The sequence below is a fragment of the Shewanella sp. ANA-3 genome (assembly GCF_000203935.1).
Lineage (GTDB): Bacteria > Pseudomonadota > Gammaproteobacteria > Enterobacterales > Shewanellaceae > Shewanella.
This window is the reverse complement of record NC_008573.1, coordinates 186,817-202,331: the sequence shown is the minus strand read 5'-3', so window position 1 is coordinate 202,331 and position 15,515 is coordinate 186,817. Positions and strand designations below refer to the sequence as shown.

Below are 15,515 nucleotides of genomic sequence, written 5' to 3'. Positions count from 1 at the left end.
AAAACGAATGATCTTACTATCGATAGAAGGGATGACCTGTCCAAGTTGCGTCGCTCACGTTAAAGAAGCGCTCGATGCGATCGAAGGCGTGAATAAGGTTGAAATATCTTATGAAAACGCCAGCGCAACGATCACCACAAACGGTGGGGTCAGCGTAACCGATCTCATTGGAGCGATTGAAGCCCTGGGTTATAACCCCTTAGCGGAAAACACAGCACCGAACGCCTACTGTGACAACGAAAATACCAGCAACACAGAAAGCAACCGAACTCAACATGTGGCGATTATCGGTACGGGTTCCGGCGCTTTTGCCTGTGCTATCAAAGCCGCTGAAGGTGGTGCCAAGGTCACTCTTATTGAGGGAGCCGATGTGATTGGCGGCTGTTGCGTGAATGTCGGCTGCGTACCCTCAAAAATTTTGATCCGCGCCGCTCAATTGGCACAGCAGCAACGCAATAATCCCTTTGCCGGACTGGAAAATCATGCGCCCCAATTGAGTCGAGCCTTGTTGGCTCAGCAGCAGACCGCTCGAGTCGAAGAGCTGCGCGCTGCAAAGTATCAGAATATTCTAGAGACAAATCCTGCGCTTAGTTTACTTAAAGGTTGGGCGCAATTTAAAAATGCAAACACCCTGATAGTCAGAAAAAATGATGGCACTGAGCAGGAAATCTTTGCTGATAAAATCCTGATCGCCACTGGCTCCACGCCAACCATTCCTCCCATCGAGGGGCTGGCCGAAACGCCTTACTGGACCTCTACCGAAGCGCTGTTTGCCGAGGAATTGCCGCAGCACCTGGTGGTGATTGGTTCATCGGTCGTGGCGCTAGAAATTGCCCAGGCTTACCGACGATTGGGCAGTGAAGTCACCGTGTTGGCAAGACACTCACTACTTTACAGTGAAGACCCCATAATCGGTGAAAAACTGGCAGGCTGTTTTGAAAAAGAAGGCATTCGAGTTTTAAACAACACGCAAGCCACCCAAGTGACCCACGATGGAAATCAATTCACCCTGAACACTAATGCAGGCGAGCTCAGTTGTGATCGTTTGCTGGTAAGCACCGGGCGACACGCCAATACCAGCCAACTCAATCTGGACGCGGTGGGTGTCACCACCAACAAAAAGGGCGAAATCGTTGTTAACGAACGCATGGAAACCAATGTTGCTGGTATTTACGCTGCCGGTGACTGCTCTAACATGCCGCAATTTGTCTATGTCGCCGCGGCCGCCGGTAGCCGTGCTGGTATCAATATGACGGGCGGCGACGCCAAACTGGATCTGTCCACCATGCCCGCCGTGATCTTTACCGATCCACAGGTGGCTACCGTCGGACTGACCGAGGAACAAGCCAGGGCTCAGGATATTGAGACCGACAGCCGCGTACTGGGTATGGAAAATGTCCCACGTGCGTTAGCCAACTTTGAAACCGACGGTTTTATCAAACTGGTCACAGAGAAGGAAACGGGGTTGTTGCTAGGCGCGCAGATCCTGGCTCACGAAGGCGGCGAACTGATCCAGAGTGCGGCTTTAGCCATCCGCAACCGTATGACGGTGACGGAATTAGCCGACCAGCTTTTCCCTTACCTCACCATGGTGGAAGGTTTGAAGCTCTGCGCGCAAACCTTTAACAAGGATGTCAAAGAACTGTCCTGTTGTGCAGGATAAGAGAGGGCAGTATGGGAACGGCACCCGCCACGCATTCACTGACAGCCCCAACGGTCAATGCGTTGGCGGATGGATTGAACAAGGGTGAATTCGTTCCTTTTTACCAGCCTCTATGGGATGTTCAACACCAATGCTGGGAAGGCGCTGAAACGCTCATTCGCTGGCAACATCCAACTGAAGGATTGATCCAGTCAGACACCTTTATTCCCGTTGCCGAACAAAGCGGATTAATTCTGGAACTGGGCGCGTTTGTCTTACGGGCGGTCTGTCAACAGATGATGCATTGGCGTCAACGCGGTTTACCCGAGGGTATCATCGCGGTCAACGTCTCTGCCTTACAAATCCACCAACCTGACTTTGTCGAAGACCTTGCCAGGATATTGCGTGATACGGGACTGCCTGCTCCGGCATTGGAACTGGAATTAACCGAAACACTGGCCCTGGAGGATACGCCAATCCTGATCGAAAACCTGCATCGCTGCCAGGCGCTGGGCATTCGCCTGTCCATCGACGATTTTGGTACCGGGAGTTCGTCGCTGGCACGCTTGCAATGCTGCCCAGTGACCCGCCTAAAAATCGACAAAACCTTTGTCACGCATATGACAACCGAGCCAAAGGATCGCGCCATTACCGAAAGCGTCATCACCCTTGGCCATAACCTGAATTTATCCATCGTCGCGGAAGGGGTTGAGACGGCCACTCAACAACAACTTTTAGAGAAGCTTGGCTGTGATGTATTACAGGGCTATCGGCTGGCGCGGCCAGCCGATGCCGAAACGACTGAAGCGTTGTGGCCAGGCCGCAGTGTTTGAAACGAACGGAGACAAACCCATGTCAAAAGCCGCCGTGTCAAAAGATGTGTCACGATACTTTGAGGTGATCCCCGACTTTGCGGCATTCATGGATGCCGATGGGCAGGCACTCGAATTTCCCCTGACGATCTCGCAACTGGCGAAAGCCGCGCAAACCACAGTGCATACCGTCAGGAATTACGTCTTGGAAAATTTGGTACTTTGCCCAGAGCATTCCGCGGGTGGTTTCGGTTTATACAATCAATGCGCTTTAAACCGGCTGCGCTTCATTCGCGCAGCGCGTGCGGCGGGCCTGCTGATCCTGGATATAAAACCCTTGCTCTACGCCATCAACGAAGGCGACCAGCAAGCCTGTGAAGCCGCCATGCGCGAACTGCAAACCAAAATTGATGAACGCCAGGCTTACTTGCAGGCATTGGATTCACAGCTGTCGGAGCTGCGCCAACTGGCCTGATCGCCATAACAAAGGAGTATACGATGTCAGAAAAATGTGAAACCGGCCCCCACGACTGGGTAGCCAATAAAGGCCGATTTATTCTCACCTGGGTATTGCCAGCGATACTCATAGTGATTACCGGCATGATGCAACTTGCACCGTGGATGACCGGCAGTATCTGGGCGATCGCTTTAAGTTGGATGGGATATGCCTGTTTAAGAAATGCGCGTCAATGTGGGCGAATGCATTGTTTTTTCAGCGGGCCATTTTTTCTGGGTTCCGCCATGTTGGCATTAGGCATTGGGATGCAGTGGATACAATGGCTCACCTTTAACGGATTAGGACTCTTTTTACTGATCGGTACACCACTGGTTTGCGTGTTACCGGAGATGTTCTGGGGAACTTACAAAGTTGCGACAAACGGCAAAGAAGAATGAATGCGATAGTGAAGCGCGCTACAAACTCTATAAAACGCCTCTGGTCACTTGTAGTGTATGCATTTCAATCGCCGGTTCAGGATTCTCACTCAAAACGGCGTACCGCGATCCTCTTTAGTCTGGTGCTGGTCGTCCACTTGGTTGTCCTGCCAGCGCATGAACTGGGTTCCGATATTGGCTTGCGTTCTTTTGCACATCTTAATCTGAGAATCGCGCTATTTGCGTTTTTGTTCGCAACGCTGGAGAGCGTTCTCATCAATTTATGGGTTCAACTGATACGCAAGAAGACCCATTGCAGAACGGCACCAGCGGCGGGCGGCATAGTTATCGGGATTGTAAGCCCCCTGTTGTGTTGTACCCCGCTGCTGCCGACCATCTTAAGTTTTATCGCCATTTTGTTTCCTTCCGCTGTTTCTGGTATGGGTCTCAAAATTCAGTATGCGGTCAATGTGTATCAAACCGAACTGTTGCTGTTGGCGTTGGTATTACTGTTGTTTGCGATTGTTCAAAATGCTTGGCATCTCAATTCAGGCGACGTAATGGCAGGCCATCACAAGGAATAAAGCAATGAAAGCCACTTGCGACTAATCTAGGCATATCCAAATGACGACTAGAAACCTGATAACTATAACGCGATGCTTTTACACAATAATGCATCTATCAGAGAAAATTTAAGTCGATGGCCGCTATCTATCAGACAGCTTATCCACGAATTAAATCTGATATCACCGAAAATGAGTTAGGGGATGTCTATACACCTACGCAGGAAGATCAGAAGTTTGCACTGCGTCACTGTAAACGAACCAGCACATCCTTTTTGGGGCTCCTGATTCAGCTAAAAATCACGCAGCGATTGGGCCGGTTCGTAAACCTGGATGAAATACCAAAGGTGATCATCACGCACATTAAAAATCAGTGCCGTTCGCGGGTGACACTGAAGGATCTCCAAACCTATTACACATCGGGCGCGAAGGATCGTCACGTAAAGCTGATTCGGCGCCATCTTAATATAAAAGCCTACGATGCGGCCAAGACCTCTGAATTGGCACAGATTTGGGCACTTGAGGCAGCGACTACCAAAGAAGCATTACCGGATATCATCAATGTCACGTTGGAATATTTGGTCAAAGAGCGATACGAGTTACCGGCGTTCAGTGTACTTGAGCGGATATGTCAGGCGGCCAGGGCCGAAGTCAACACTCGGTATTACGATCAATTGTGTGGCTTTTTAGAGTCTGAAAGTCGCCAATGCATCAACGATATTCTTCGATCTAGCACAGGACTGAATGGTTTTGGTTGGAGCACGCTGAAAAATGAACCCAAACGCCCGACCCCTCGCAATATCCATGCGTACATCCAATACCTGGAATGGCTTACATCCCTGCAAACACTTTTGCCCACGGATTTGGGGTTGCCGCCAGTTAAACACCAGCAGTTTATCAACGAGGCCAAGGCCCTGGATTACGCCGAATTGATGAAACTAAAGCTGAACAAGCGACTCGCACTCGTCATCGTTTTAATCCGGCACCAATACGCACAAACACTGGATAACGCCGCCGATATTTTTATCAAGATGTTGTTAAAAATGGATCGCTCGGCGCAGAAGCTGTTGGAGAAGTACCTTGCAGACCATCAAAAGCAAACCGATCATTTGATTTCTGTGTTGTCTGGGACGGTCAAGGTGTATCTTGATAAACCCGATTCGGAGGCAGCTTTTGTTCCGATACTGGGAAAGAACAGTGATCAGCTAATGCAAATGTGCGAACAATATATGGCATTCGCAGGCAACAACTATTTGCCGTTTATGGTTCGACTCTATAAAAAGCAACGATCCACCTTGTTTCGTACGATTGAAATACTCAACCTGGCATCGGCCACGGAAGACAAGGACTTGCTCAATGCGTTCCAGTTTATTTTGACGCACAAAAAGCGTCGCACGGAGTTCCTGTCAATTCAAAGCGATCCGAACGATCCCTCTTCCAGAAATGTCATTAATATTCGCTGGATTCGCGAAAGCTGGTGGAAATTAGTCACGGGAAAATCAACCAAATCAGCACAGGTGTCGGAGGTTAATAAAACCTGTTTTGAGCTGTGTGTGTTTGAACGGATCGCTGAAGAACTAAGTACCGGTGACTTGTTCATTCCCTACAGTGAAACCTTCGATGATTACCGGGAGCAGATGATCACCTGGGAAGAATACGAAGCGCAGTTGCCTACCTATTGCGAGGAGGTAGGGCTCGTCGCCGGTGATACTGAATTTACAACAACGCTGAAGAAGTCCATGGAAACGAGCTGCCGGAAAGCTGACAGCCAATTCCCGGAGGACGAACTGGTTCGTATTGAAAACGGGAATCTGATTATCGGTAAACCAAAGCCTGATCAACCCTTACCTGAAGTCGAAGAAATTGGAGCGCTTTTGCGCGATCGGTTGGACAAAATCAACCTGCTTGATGTGATTATCAATGTCGAAAAGTGGCTGAACCTGAATAAACATTTTGGCCCGTTGTCGGGCTTCGAATCACGTATCAGCGACCCGGAGTTACGTTTTGTCCTGACCGTGTTTTGTTACGGTACCAACATTGGTCCCACCGAAACCGTGCGATCTGTGCAGGGCGTTTCTCGCAAGCAAGTCGCCTGGCTTAACTTAAAACGCACGACGGAAGCGCGTCTCGATAAAGCTATTGCGAAGATCAATAGCGAGTATAAGAAATACCGGCTCATTGAGTGTTGGGGAGCAGGCAGCAGTGTGTCCGCTGATGGAAAGCTTTGGGATCTCTACGAAGATAATTTGCTATCTGAATACCATATTCGGTATGGCAGCTATGGCGGCATTGCCTATTACCACGTCTCGGACACCTATATTGCATTGTTCAGCCGGTTTATTCCCTGCGGTGTCTACGAGGCGATTTATATCTTGGACGGCCTACTCAACGATGAATCTGATTTTAATCCGGACACCGTTCACGGCGATACACAGGCGCAATCCACACCCGTCTTTGGCCTGGCGTACTTGCTGGGCATAAAGCTCATGCCCCGTATCCGAAATATCAAAGATCTCAGCTTTTATAAGCCTGATCGCTCCATGGTACTCAAGCATATTCAGTCTTTGTTCAAGGAGCCGATCAAGTGGGATCTCATTGAAAAGCACTATGCGGATATGATGCGAACGGCCATGTCAGTTAAAGCAGGGAAAATCACCGCTTCGACAATCCTGCGCCGGTTCGGCACCAAGAACCGGAAAAACAAGCTGTACTTTGCGTTCCGTGAACTCGGGCGCGTGGTCAGAACCATGTTTTTGCTGGAATACATTACCGACGTTGATCTGCGCAAAACAATCCAGGCAGCGACCTGTAAGAGCGAAGAGTTCAATGAGTTTGCCCGGTGGTTGTTTTTTGCTAATGGCGGGAAAATTCCTGCAAACTTGAGACACGAACAAAGCAAAATCGTTAAATACAATCATTTGCTGGCCAACTTCGCGATCTTATACAACGTAAACGCGATGACCGAAGTGTTCAATCAATTGAAGTCGGAAGGGTACAATATTACCCGCGACATTATGGCCGAATTCTCACCGTATCATACCGAGCATTTGGGGCGGCTAGGAAGTTTTGAGCTGGATCTAACCAAGCAGGTTAAGCCCATGACTTTTGAACTGCTGGTTGATTAATTCATAATATTCAATCGGTTACGTTAGAGGTGGCTAAATTCAACGCTTTTACCGGCCGGACCACTAGAAGGTTTTCTCAACTCAGTGTTTAGTTTGATGAGTCTGCAATTAACTTCACCTGGTTACAGCTGCATCAGCAAGCGGGCAAAGACAGTCAAAGTTAACTACCGCCCCCCTTGCCGAGGCGCGATTGCTCACTTAGTTGTCGATGCCACAGGACTGAAAGTATATGGCGAAGGTGAATGGAAAATGCGTAAACATGGTAAGGAAAAACGCCGAACTTGGCGTAAGTTGCACCTTGCGATAGATGCGGCCACACATGAAGTCATCGCAGCCGAAGTCAGTTTAGAGAGTGTGGCAGATAGTGAGGTTCTCCCAACGTTATTAAACCCACTAAGGCGCAAGGTAAAACAAGTGTCAGCTGACGGTGCTTATGACACCAAAAAATGTCATAAGCTGCTGAAACGCAGAGGGTGTAAACCTACGATACCGCCGCGAAAAAATGCAGGTTATTGGGAAGAAGGTCATCCCAGAAACGAGGCCGTCAGCGCTCTGAAAAGTGATGAACTCAAACAATGGAAACAAGAGAATGACTATCACCAACGCTCCCTGTCAGAAACAGCTATGTATCGTTACAAGCAACTGATTAGCCCGAAATTGAGCCTGCGGGACTACAACGGCCAAGTCGGCGAGGCACTGGCTGGTGTGAAAGTGATGAACAAAGTCATAGGACTGGGTATGCCTATTCGCCAGAGGGTCAATTAATACCAGGAACCCTTTTAGGAAAAGGCATACCTAAGATTGATTTAGGCAACAACGCCAAGGTTGTCTGTCCGCTCTTTCTGCTGACTTGCACCTTTCAGTTTTAAGGAGTGATGTCGTGGTTAATAACTTAAAAAAATCAATATTTTGCTTGGAATTTGGCCAGCGTAAATCTATAGCCTATATAGCAAGTCTTTATTTTTATTCCGTTTTTTTAAATACTCTTAATAGTCAAGCCTAAAAATAAATTAAAACTATTTAAGCATTACGCAATAATGAATAGTTGACTAAAATACTCAACAAATATAACATGCGCAATATAAGCATGTTTAATGAATGCTAGTCCTAAATAGATTAAGTAGAGGTAGTTCTGATGAGTTCATCATTGACTAAGACTAAGTTCACTAAAACTGATGATAAAACCAAAAATGTTACCCAATTTGTGCCGGACACGGATGATAGTACTGCAACGGATACCAAAAACACTGAGCAACCTGAACAGGTAAAAACGGTAGAAAAACCTAAATCCCCTGGTTTTTGTTGTGGTTCTTGTTCATAAACCACTTGCTTTAGAATTTTAATATCAACTTACATGTATAGCAGGGCACTAATTAAAAAATAGCTTATGGTGCTTTTTATTAGAAATAATACATGCTTATTAATAAGCAATGGAAATAAGCTAGCAATGCTTATCTCTCTTCAAACTCATCTAGGCTATTTTTTGTTGTTTATGGTTGATATAAAAATGACTAATAGTCAAGTTTTTCTCAGTCGATATGATTCTTCGAATACTTATGATTGGTTTTCGAATACATAGGCCAGAATTCATTCGACTTAATATGCCATGAATATTTTAGATCACGCCTAAATGATATTATTTGTCAGCTAATTTTAAAAGTATATTCAAACTTTTAAAAAAGATACTACGAAAACATAGAGGAAAATATGCGTTCATTATTTATTCGCATGAGGTTTATCCATTGGTTAGGTGCTATTGTACTTTTCATGAATGCAACCTTTTTCACAGATCTAATATTTTCACAGATCATTCAGTACATTATTACAATATTTTTGATTATTCATGATATTGATGAAAAAGTTTGGGGAGTTGACTCCTTAAAAAAAGTTACCGAATACATGAAACACTTTGAAAGAAAAGATCTTTCAGTTCCATGTACCATCAATAGCTTATATAACAGTGAAATGGAAAAAGTTCTTAGTGTTATCAATACATTTAGAGAAAATGTAAAAATTGCACTAATCGATATTCAGCAACAGGCCATAGCTTCTGATGAAATATCAGATCTTCTAAAAGTTAAAGCGCAAAATATTTCATCGCGTATCAATGAGCAAGATAATCGGGTCAGTATTCTCACTTCACAAATAGAGGCCTTAGATCAAACCTCTCTAGCATTACAAGCTAAAGCAGAAAAAACACGTGAACAAGTAGAAAATACGCAAATAGGGCTTGTTCGATCAAACGAATATATGGGGGCTATGGTTAAAGATTTAAGCTCGTTTATTGCAAGTAATGATGAACTCCAAGAAAAATTTTATCAACTTTCTCAACAAACAAAAGCCATTGAGGGAGTGGTATCCGTTATTAATAACCTAGCCGATCAAACCAATCTATTGGCTTTAAATGCTGCCATTGAAGCCGCTAGGGCTGGAGAGCATGGACGAGGCTTTGCCGTTGTTGCCGATGAGGTCAGAAATCTAGCCAAATCAACCCAAAGTAGTTTAGATGAAATTAATCAAATTATATCAGGAATATCTAAAGCGGTTCTTGATGCTGGTCATCATATGAAATCACAAACATCTGCAATTGTTCTACTATCGGATTACACAACAACGAGCCAGTCAGAATTAGGCGTTGCATGTAAAAACATCAGTGAAATTTTAACTTTGATTGGGCAAGATAGAACAAATAATAATTTGGATATCCTCTATGTAAATAGATTAGTTGGTGATGTAAGTAAGGAAATTGAGGTGCTAAAACACCTCTCAAGCTCCAACTCAAATGATTGCATCGAATTAGAGCAGCAGGGCCATAGCTTAACTCAAGTTACTGAAAAAATTGTTCGCCAATTAGGGATGTTTAAAACTAAATAGTAGCATAACTTAAAGTGCCCAATTGGGTTGACCAGAACAACTTTCCTTGCATTAAAGGAAAATTCTAGAAGACTAAAAATAACTACTTCATTCCAAAAGCTACTCCTCTCAGCAGTATACGGCGCTGGTGAAATGGAACAACTGTAATGCATTTTTTAGTATATGAGTTCTGTTGGCCTCCCTGATATTTATAAAGTACGCATAAGCGTTAGCCTAAAGCCAGTGTAAAATGGCACTGTGTTGAATAGGCGTTGTTGCCTAAATGAATGAACCTTCCGTCTCAGATGCGATCAGATCCTGTGAATACCACGCAGGAACCGCTATCAGATGGGCAAATCTAAATCTCGCATTACCAATTGGCCGGAATATAACAAGGCGTTGACCAACCGAAGCTCACTGACTTTTTGGATAGACGAGCAGGCGCTCAACCTCTGGATATTGACGGCCGTTTCACCAATGGTCAGGTCAAACTGAGTACCCTGCAGGGATGCGGCAACTGGCAGGCTCAGACTGGAACGCGCATTGAAGCTCCATACGCCAAGACTTCCGGCTACGCCAGAGAGGGTTAACCCCTTCAGGAAAGTTCGTCGAGACGTTTTCAACAGCATGCGCATTCCCTTATTTAAAGTATGGTTACTGACAGAATTCGAGAACCGATTTAAATTAAATTACTGGTTCATCCACTTACAATGAAATGAATCTAGCACACCTTAAGAAACAAATTCATTACAATCGTGTAATGTACATAGCTGTATTACATTTACGTCATCTTCCCCACAGGTTGATTATTTTTATATATGATCATAAGGATATCTTTTATGTACCTCAGAAGGTAATTACACATGAATATATTAATCACGACCACTGCGTTTACAGCTTTATTTTGTGGGGCAGCTTTTGCTCAGTCCAGTGATATTGCCCATGAAGCACATCGATTTGTTAATAATGCCTCAGCCGTCAGTCATGTGAATTCCTCGACGCATGAAAACTTACCGGACAGGGTTAATAAAAACAACACGCCCTCATTCTCTGAAATGAATGAACATGAAAGGGCCATTGTTGCTCATTCATTTATGAACAACAGCGCGTCCTATGCGCATCAGAAAATGATTGAGGAACATAAAAAAATGCTGTCCGGCAGTGATGCAAATTCAAAGACCTCGTCTTCTTCTTTTAACGAACTGAATGCCGGAGAAAAAGCCGCTCTCGTGCATGAGCAGGTCAATAATGCCGGTGCGGAAGCACATCAGACGCAGGCAAGAAAGCTTCGCGGGCTGTATTCGACCAGGTAACTGCAGGCGGGTTAGTGCTTAGCGTCAGGTGCGCAGCAGGGCTTTACTGACGGGTTACGTAGCAGGACATGAGCCCCATATTGCTCTGCCGTAACCTGTTTCAGTCCCGTTAATCATCACCGTCGGGCTGGTCATACAGTTCCCAGAGCTTCAGGAGCAAACGGGAAACAAGATATGTTACAAAAATGACGACCATCAACGGTGCTCCCGATTAACTGACAGATGACACGCCTCCTGAAAACCCCTAGCATACGCCGCAGTGTTCATGCTAACGGCGAATTCCAGTAAATGTATTCTACCGATGTCGTAAAAGAAAATGCCTACCTTTCAGCCACCCGCTCGGGGCTGGAATCGAACGAGATCGCTACTCTTCAGCGCTCCTTGCCTTCCCGGTTTAATCTGCGGCATTTGAAAAAAAATGAATCATTAAAACTCGTACTGCAAAAGAAAGCGGGAAAATCACATGTCGTGGCCTATAAATTTACGTCCGGTTCATTTAATTACACGGCGTATCGTATATCAGATAAAAAGTTCTATAACCTTTCCGATACTTCCGGGAAAGGCAGTCTCGATTATCCGTTACCGGCCACAGCAAGACTCAGTTCGCCTTTCAATCCTGCAAGACTTAACCCGGTATCGGGAAAAGTGAGTCCCCATAATGGCATTGATTATTCCATGCCCATGAACACGAAAATAGTCAGCGTCATCGACGGAAAAATCACCCGGGCCGAATACAACAGTACCATGGGATATTTTGTTGAAGTAACGGGAAAAGCCGGTGTTAAAACTCGCTATCTCCACCTCAATAAAATACTCGTTACTAAAGGGGCCAGGGTTACACGGGGAGGTGCTATTGCGTTATCCGGTAACAGCGGACGTTCATCCGGTCCTCATCTGCATTACGAGCTGGTCATCAATAACAACCCTGTTAACTCTCTGGCGTTCCGGGCAGCGGCACCCGCTGATAACAAACTCGAACAGCATGCCTTTGCGCATGCCAGAGACTACGAACGATACCTGGACTGATAACGGGACCGCGACGCGGCCCCGTCTGCCGGATTAATTTTTTTTATCGTTTTCACTTCCGTGATGTTGATGATCTCCATGCCCTCCGTGGCCGTGGAAAAGATGCATTAGCGGGCAGACCAGCAATAACAGATATGGCCAGTAACCTGCCACATGTGACCAGTGTTCGCGCAGGAGGGCAAATGCCGCGATCGCGGCGACAGCAATAAGCGCATAGGTGGTACTTTTCATACTGGACTCCTTCTGTTCGTAACTGACCCTTCACTCAGTGTTATTTCCCGAGCCTGACACTTTTCAGACGCAACGCATTCACAATGACGCTGACGGAGGAAAGAGCCATGGCCGCCGCCGCAATAACTGGCGACAGCAGTATTCCATACACAGGATAAAGCAGACCTGCAGCCACAGGCACGCCAAGTGCGTTGTAGATAAATGCAAAAAACAGATTCTGACGGATATTTTTCATGGTGATCTCTGACAGATGACGGGCCCTGTTCAGTATCATCAGGTCGCCTTTGAGAAGGGTGACTCCGGCACTTTCAATTGCCACATCTGTACCCGTTCCCATGGCTATACCCACGTCAGCCGCTGCCAGCGCCGGGGCATCATTCACACCGTCTCCGGCCATCGCAACCACATGGCCAGACTCTTTCAGTCGGGTTATCACTGCTTTTTTGCCATCCGGCAGAATTCCGGCTTCAACCTCATCTATTCCCAGTTTCCGTGCGACTGCTTCAGCAGTAAGCTGGTTATCCCCGGTGAGCATAACAATGCGGATCCCCGCCTGACGCAAAGCTTTAAGCGCATCCGGCGTGGTTGCTTTCACGGGATCCGAGATAGCTATCAGGCCTGCAAGGTACCCATCTGTGGCCACATAGATAACGGTAGCGCCTTCCATCCGCAACGTATCCGCAACGGCCTTTTGATTATCAATAACGATACTGTTTTCCTGCATAGCCAGTTCATTACCAATAACAACCCGTTGACCTTCAACATCGCCTGAAACACCTTTCCCCGACGGAGCATTGAAATCACTGACTGCGGGTATCATGATCCCCCTGTGCTGGGCTGCCCGGACTACAGCCATACCCAGCGGATGCTGCGAGCCTTTTTCCACTGCGGCCGCTACACGTAAAAGAGATGCTTCCCCACCCGGATTGAGACTGATAATCCCTGTCACCGTAGGCGAACCTTCCGTGAGCGTGCCTGTTTTGTCGACAACCAGCGTGTCCACTTTTTCAAGACGCTCAAGGGCTTCGGCATTCCTGATTAACACCCCGGCCTGGGCTCCTTTGCCTACCCCCACCATTATCGACATCGGTGTGGCCAGCCCCAGTGCGCAGGGGCAGGCAATAATCAGGACCGACACAGCCGCAATCAGACCGTGCGCCATCCTGGGCTCGGGCCCCCAGACAGACCAGATCACGAAAGCAACAACCGCGATAAGTATCACCAGAGGAACAAACCAGCCTGAAACGCTGTCAGCCATTCTCTGGATGGGGGCACGCGAACGCTGTGCATCAGCGACCATCTGAACAATTCGTGAGAGCATCGTTTCATCACCGACTTTCTCTGCACGGATGATAAGACTACCTGTCTGATTAATCGTCCCCCCAATGACAGGGTCACCCTTCGTTTTGGTAACCGGCATAGACTCCCCGGTCACCATCGATTCATCAACGGTTGTTTTGCCTTCGATCACGATACCGTCGACCGGAATACTCTCTCCAGGTCTGATGCGGAGCTTATCGCCAGGCAGGACATCTTCCGCATTAATATCCGTTTCATGACCGTCATGATCCAGCCGTCTGGCGGTTTTGGGGGCAAGGTTCAGAAGCGCAGTAATGGCGCCTGAGGTTTGTTCCCGTGCCCGCAGCTCAAGAACCTGTCCCAGCAGAACAAGCACCGTAATAACTGCTGCGGCTTCAAAATAAACGGCCACCAGGCCATCCATGTTTCTGAACGATGCAGGAAACCAGGAGGGGAAGACGGTTGCAATGACGCTGTAAACCCAGGCTACCCCGGTCCCCATTGCAACAAGGGTAAACATATTCAGGGAGCGGTTACGTAACGACATTCCGGCCCGGGCGAAGAATGGCCAGCCACACCACAACACGACAGGGGAGGCCAGAAGCAGCTGCAGCCATGTGTTGTACTGTGGCGGTACTGTATTCCTCAAGTCGGGAAACAGATGAGATCCCATTTCGAGTACCAGAACCGGAAACGCCAGCAACAACCCCAGCCAGAAGCGTCTTGTCATGTCGTGAAGTTCATCACTCGGCCCCGTGGATGCCGTAGCTACGAGCGGCTCCAGTGCCATTCCACAGACAGGACAGCTTCCGGGACCATTGCGGCGTATCTCCGGGTGCATCGGACATGTCCACACACCTTCAGAATTCTCTTTTTCCGCCTGGTGGTGAGGCTGTTTTATCTGATCAGGGCTGACTTCGTGATGATCGTGGTGATGGTGATGGGAATGTTCACAGGCATCTTCGGTAAGATAACGATCGGGATGGGCTTTAAATTTACTCTCACAGCTGGCGGAGCAGAAATAAAGTTGATGGTCCTGGTATCGAATGCTGCTGTGCGCCCTGTCGGGCAGGATGGCCATCCCGCACACGGGATCTCTCACCTTATGCAATACGTGGCCCTCGTCCGGGGATAATGTCTGCTCAGAAGCAGTCTGGTTGTTGTGTTGCACTGCATTGTCATTTTTCACAGTAACTCTCCTTATGCATACCGAAGCATCTTCTGTCTTCAGGGTATGTCATGGATGCGATTACCACGAATATCGCCGGCACAGGAGTGCCTGCTACCAGCGTCCCGTTATCAGCCGTTCCGCTGACTATTCGATTCGCTGGAAGACTTTTTTACTTCCATCCGGTGAGAATGCGATAACATCGTAAGCCTCTTTTCGGGCTCCCATCTCCATTACAGGACTTCCTGCTGGCATACCGGGGGTGGCGAGACCGTATATACCCGAACCAGACTGCATTGCCTTATGTATCGTTGTCGCAGGCACATGGCCTTCAATGATCAAATTACCGGCAACCGCGGTATGACAACTTCGTAGTCCTGCAGGAATAGCATGCTTTTCTTTCAGGGCTGACAGCGCCTGATCATTCATGACGTGAGTTCGTACTTCAAACCCGTCTTTTTCCATCGCTTTGCCCCACAGGGAACAACAGCCACAGTTTTCAGATTTGTACATATCAATCACTTTTTCACTCGCCATCGCGGGTAGTGAAAGGCCGAGAGCCAGCGCCATTAGAACCACTTTTTTCATACTCACCTCTGTATATTATCGA

General features: G+C 47.3%; 13 protein-coding genes and 3 pseudogenes. 12 read left to right on the top strand and 4 right to left on the bottom strand.

Annotated features, from left to right (window positions below):
- The first annotated feature begins 7 nt into the window (after window positions 1-7).
- The 10 genes and pseudogenes from merA to SHEWANA3_RS23695 form a co-directional block, all read left to right on the top strand.
- On the top strand, window positions 8-1,663 hold the full coding sequence (gene merA, locus SHEWANA3_RS22570; RefSeq protein ID WP_011711646.1) for a mercury(II) reductase: 1,656 nt from the start codon (window positions 8-10) through the stop codon (window positions 1,661-1,663).
- Window positions 1,664-1,674: 11 nt separating this feature from the next.
- Window positions 1,675-2,475, top strand: coding sequence for an EAL domain-containing protein (locus SHEWANA3_RS22565; RefSeq protein WP_011711645.1), 801 nt, complete (start codon window positions 1,675-1,677; stop codon window positions 2,473-2,475).
- 19 nt (window positions 2,476-2,494) lie between these two features.
- On the top strand, window positions 2,495-2,929 hold the full coding sequence (locus SHEWANA3_RS22560) for a MerR family transcriptional regulator (RefSeq protein WP_011711644.1): 435 nt from the start codon (window positions 2,495-2,497) through the stop codon (window positions 2,927-2,929).
- A gap of 23 nt (window positions 2,930-2,952) precedes the next feature.
- Entirely contained in the window at window positions 2,953-3,348 is a 396-nt protein-coding gene (locus tag SHEWANA3_RS22555; protein WP_040133152.1) for a hypothetical protein, read from the top strand.
- The gene (locus SHEWANA3_RS22550) at window positions 3,345-3,911 is read left to right on the top strand and encodes a hypothetical protein (protein ID WP_040133153.1); all 567 of its coding nucleotides are present in this window, start codon (window positions 3,345-3,347) and stop codon (window positions 3,909-3,911) included. Before SHEWANA3_RS22555 ends, SHEWANA3_RS22550 begins: the two co-directional genes overlap by 4 nt.
- A 116-nt stretch (window positions 3,912-4,027) precedes the next feature.
- Window positions 4,028-7,015, top strand: coding sequence for a Tn3 family transposase (locus tag SHEWANA3_RS22545; RefSeq protein ID WP_011711642.1), 2,988 nt, complete (start codon window positions 4,028-4,030; stop codon window positions 7,013-7,015).
- Between the two features lie 63 nt (window positions 7,016-7,078).
- Window positions 7,079-7,780: pseudogene (locus SHEWANA3_RS22540) on the top strand (IS5-like element ISSpu16 family transposase); the annotation flags it as partial.
- Between the two features lie 370 nt (window positions 7,781-8,150).
- A complete protein-coding gene (locus tag SHEWANA3_RS22535) occupies window positions 8,151-8,336 on the top strand; it encodes a CCGSCS motif protein (RefSeq protein WP_041413340.1) in 186 nt (61 codons plus the stop codon).
- A 386-nt stretch (window positions 8,337-8,722) separates the two neighbouring features.
- A complete protein-coding gene (locus tag SHEWANA3_RS22530; protein ID WP_011711640.1) occupies window positions 8,723-9,889 on the top strand; it encodes a methyl-accepting chemotaxis protein in 1,167 nt (388 codons plus the stop codon).
- A gap of 327 nt (window positions 9,890-10,216) precedes the next feature.
- A pseudogene (locus SHEWANA3_RS23695) lies at window positions 10,217-10,324 on the top strand (IS5/IS1182 family transposase); the annotation flags it as partial.
- On the opposite strand, the pseudogene SHEWANA3_RS23395 reads toward SHEWANA3_RS23695, so the two are convergent.
- Window positions 10,324-10,497, bottom strand: a pseudogene (locus SHEWANA3_RS23395) (twin-arginine translocation signal domain-containing protein); the annotation flags it as partial. The pseudogenes SHEWANA3_RS23695 and SHEWANA3_RS23395 sit on opposite strands and share 1 nt — an antisense overlap.
- 234 nt (window positions 10,498-10,731) lie before the next feature.
- Here SHEWANA3_RS23395 and SHEWANA3_RS22520 point away from each other — a divergent pair.
- Together SHEWANA3_RS22520 and SHEWANA3_RS22515 are read left to right on the top strand one after the other, a co-directional pair.
- The gene (locus tag SHEWANA3_RS22520; RefSeq protein WP_001023257.1) at window positions 10,732-11,181 is read left to right on the top strand and encodes a copper resistance protein; all 450 of its coding nucleotides are present in this window, start codon (window positions 10,732-10,734) and stop codon (window positions 11,179-11,181) included.
- A gap of 288 nt (window positions 11,182-11,469) precedes the next feature.
- A complete protein-coding gene (locus SHEWANA3_RS22515; protein ID WP_011711639.1) occupies window positions 11,470-12,207 on the top strand; it encodes a peptidoglycan DD-metalloendopeptidase family protein in 738 nt (245 codons plus the stop codon).
- A gap of 33 nt (window positions 12,208-12,240) precedes the next feature.
- Here the strand turns inward: SHEWANA3_RS22515 and SHEWANA3_RS22510 are convergent, their stop codons facing one another.
- From SHEWANA3_RS22510 to SHEWANA3_RS22500, 3 genes are all read right to left on the bottom strand, one after another.
- A complete protein-coding gene (locus SHEWANA3_RS22510; RefSeq protein WP_000843494.1) occupies window positions 12,241-12,438 on the bottom strand; it encodes a DUF2933 domain-containing protein in 198 nt (65 codons plus the stop codon).
- A gap of 40 nt (window positions 12,439-12,478) precedes the next feature.
- Window positions 12,479-14,926, bottom strand: a complete 2,448-nt coding sequence (gene silP / locus SHEWANA3_RS22505) for an Ag(+)-translocating P-type ATPase SilP (protein ID WP_011711638.1) — start codon at window positions 14,924-14,926, stop codon at window positions 12,479-12,481.
- 126 nt (window positions 14,927-15,052) lie between these two features.
- Window positions 15,053-15,493, bottom strand: coding sequence for a DUF411 domain-containing protein (locus SHEWANA3_RS22500; protein WP_041413329.1), 441 nt, complete (start codon window positions 15,491-15,493; stop codon window positions 15,053-15,055).
- Window positions 15,494-15,515 lie beyond the last annotated feature (22 nt).

Coding starts and splice junctions, on each gene's coding strand:
- merA (WP_011711646.1), top strand. CDS start 8: ATGATCTTACTATCGATAGAAGGGATGACCTGTCCAAGTTGCGTCGCT.
- SHEWANA3_RS22565 (WP_011711645.1), top strand. CDS start 1,675: ATGGGAACGGCACCCGCCACGCATTCACTGACAGCCCCAACGGTCAAT.
- SHEWANA3_RS22560 (WP_011711644.1), top strand. CDS start 2,495: ATGTCAAAAGCCGCCGTGTCAAAAGATGTGTCACGATACTTTGAGGTG.
- SHEWANA3_RS22555 (WP_040133152.1), top strand. CDS start 2,953: ATGTCAGAAAAATGTGAAACCGGCCCCCACGACTGGGTAGCCAATAAA.
- SHEWANA3_RS22550 (WP_040133153.1), top strand. CDS start 3,345: ATGAATGCGATAGTGAAGCGCGCTACAAACTCTATAAAACGCCTCTGG.
- SHEWANA3_RS22545 (WP_011711642.1), top strand. CDS start 4,028: ATGGCCGCTATCTATCAGACAGCTTATCCACGAATTAAATCTGATATC.
- SHEWANA3_RS22535 (WP_041413340.1), top strand. CDS start 8,151: ATGAGTTCATCATTGACTAAGACTAAGTTCACTAAAACTGATGATAAA.
- SHEWANA3_RS22530 (WP_011711640.1), top strand. CDS start 8,723: ATGCGTTCATTATTTATTCGCATGAGGTTTATCCATTGGTTAGGTGCT.
- SHEWANA3_RS22520 (WP_001023257.1), top strand. CDS start 10,732: ATGAATATATTAATCACGACCACTGCGTTTACAGCTTTATTTTGTGGG.
- SHEWANA3_RS22515 (WP_011711639.1), top strand. CDS start 11,470: ATGTATTCTACCGATGTCGTAAAAGAAAATGCCTACCTTTCAGCCACC.
- SHEWANA3_RS22510 (WP_000843494.1), bottom strand. CDS start 12,438: ATGAAAAGTACCACCTATGCGCTTATTGCTGTCGCCGCGATCGCGGCA.
- SHEWANA3_RS22500 (WP_041413329.1), bottom strand. CDS start 15,493: ATGAAAAAAGTGGTTCTAATGGCGCTGGCTCTCGGCCTTTCACTACCC.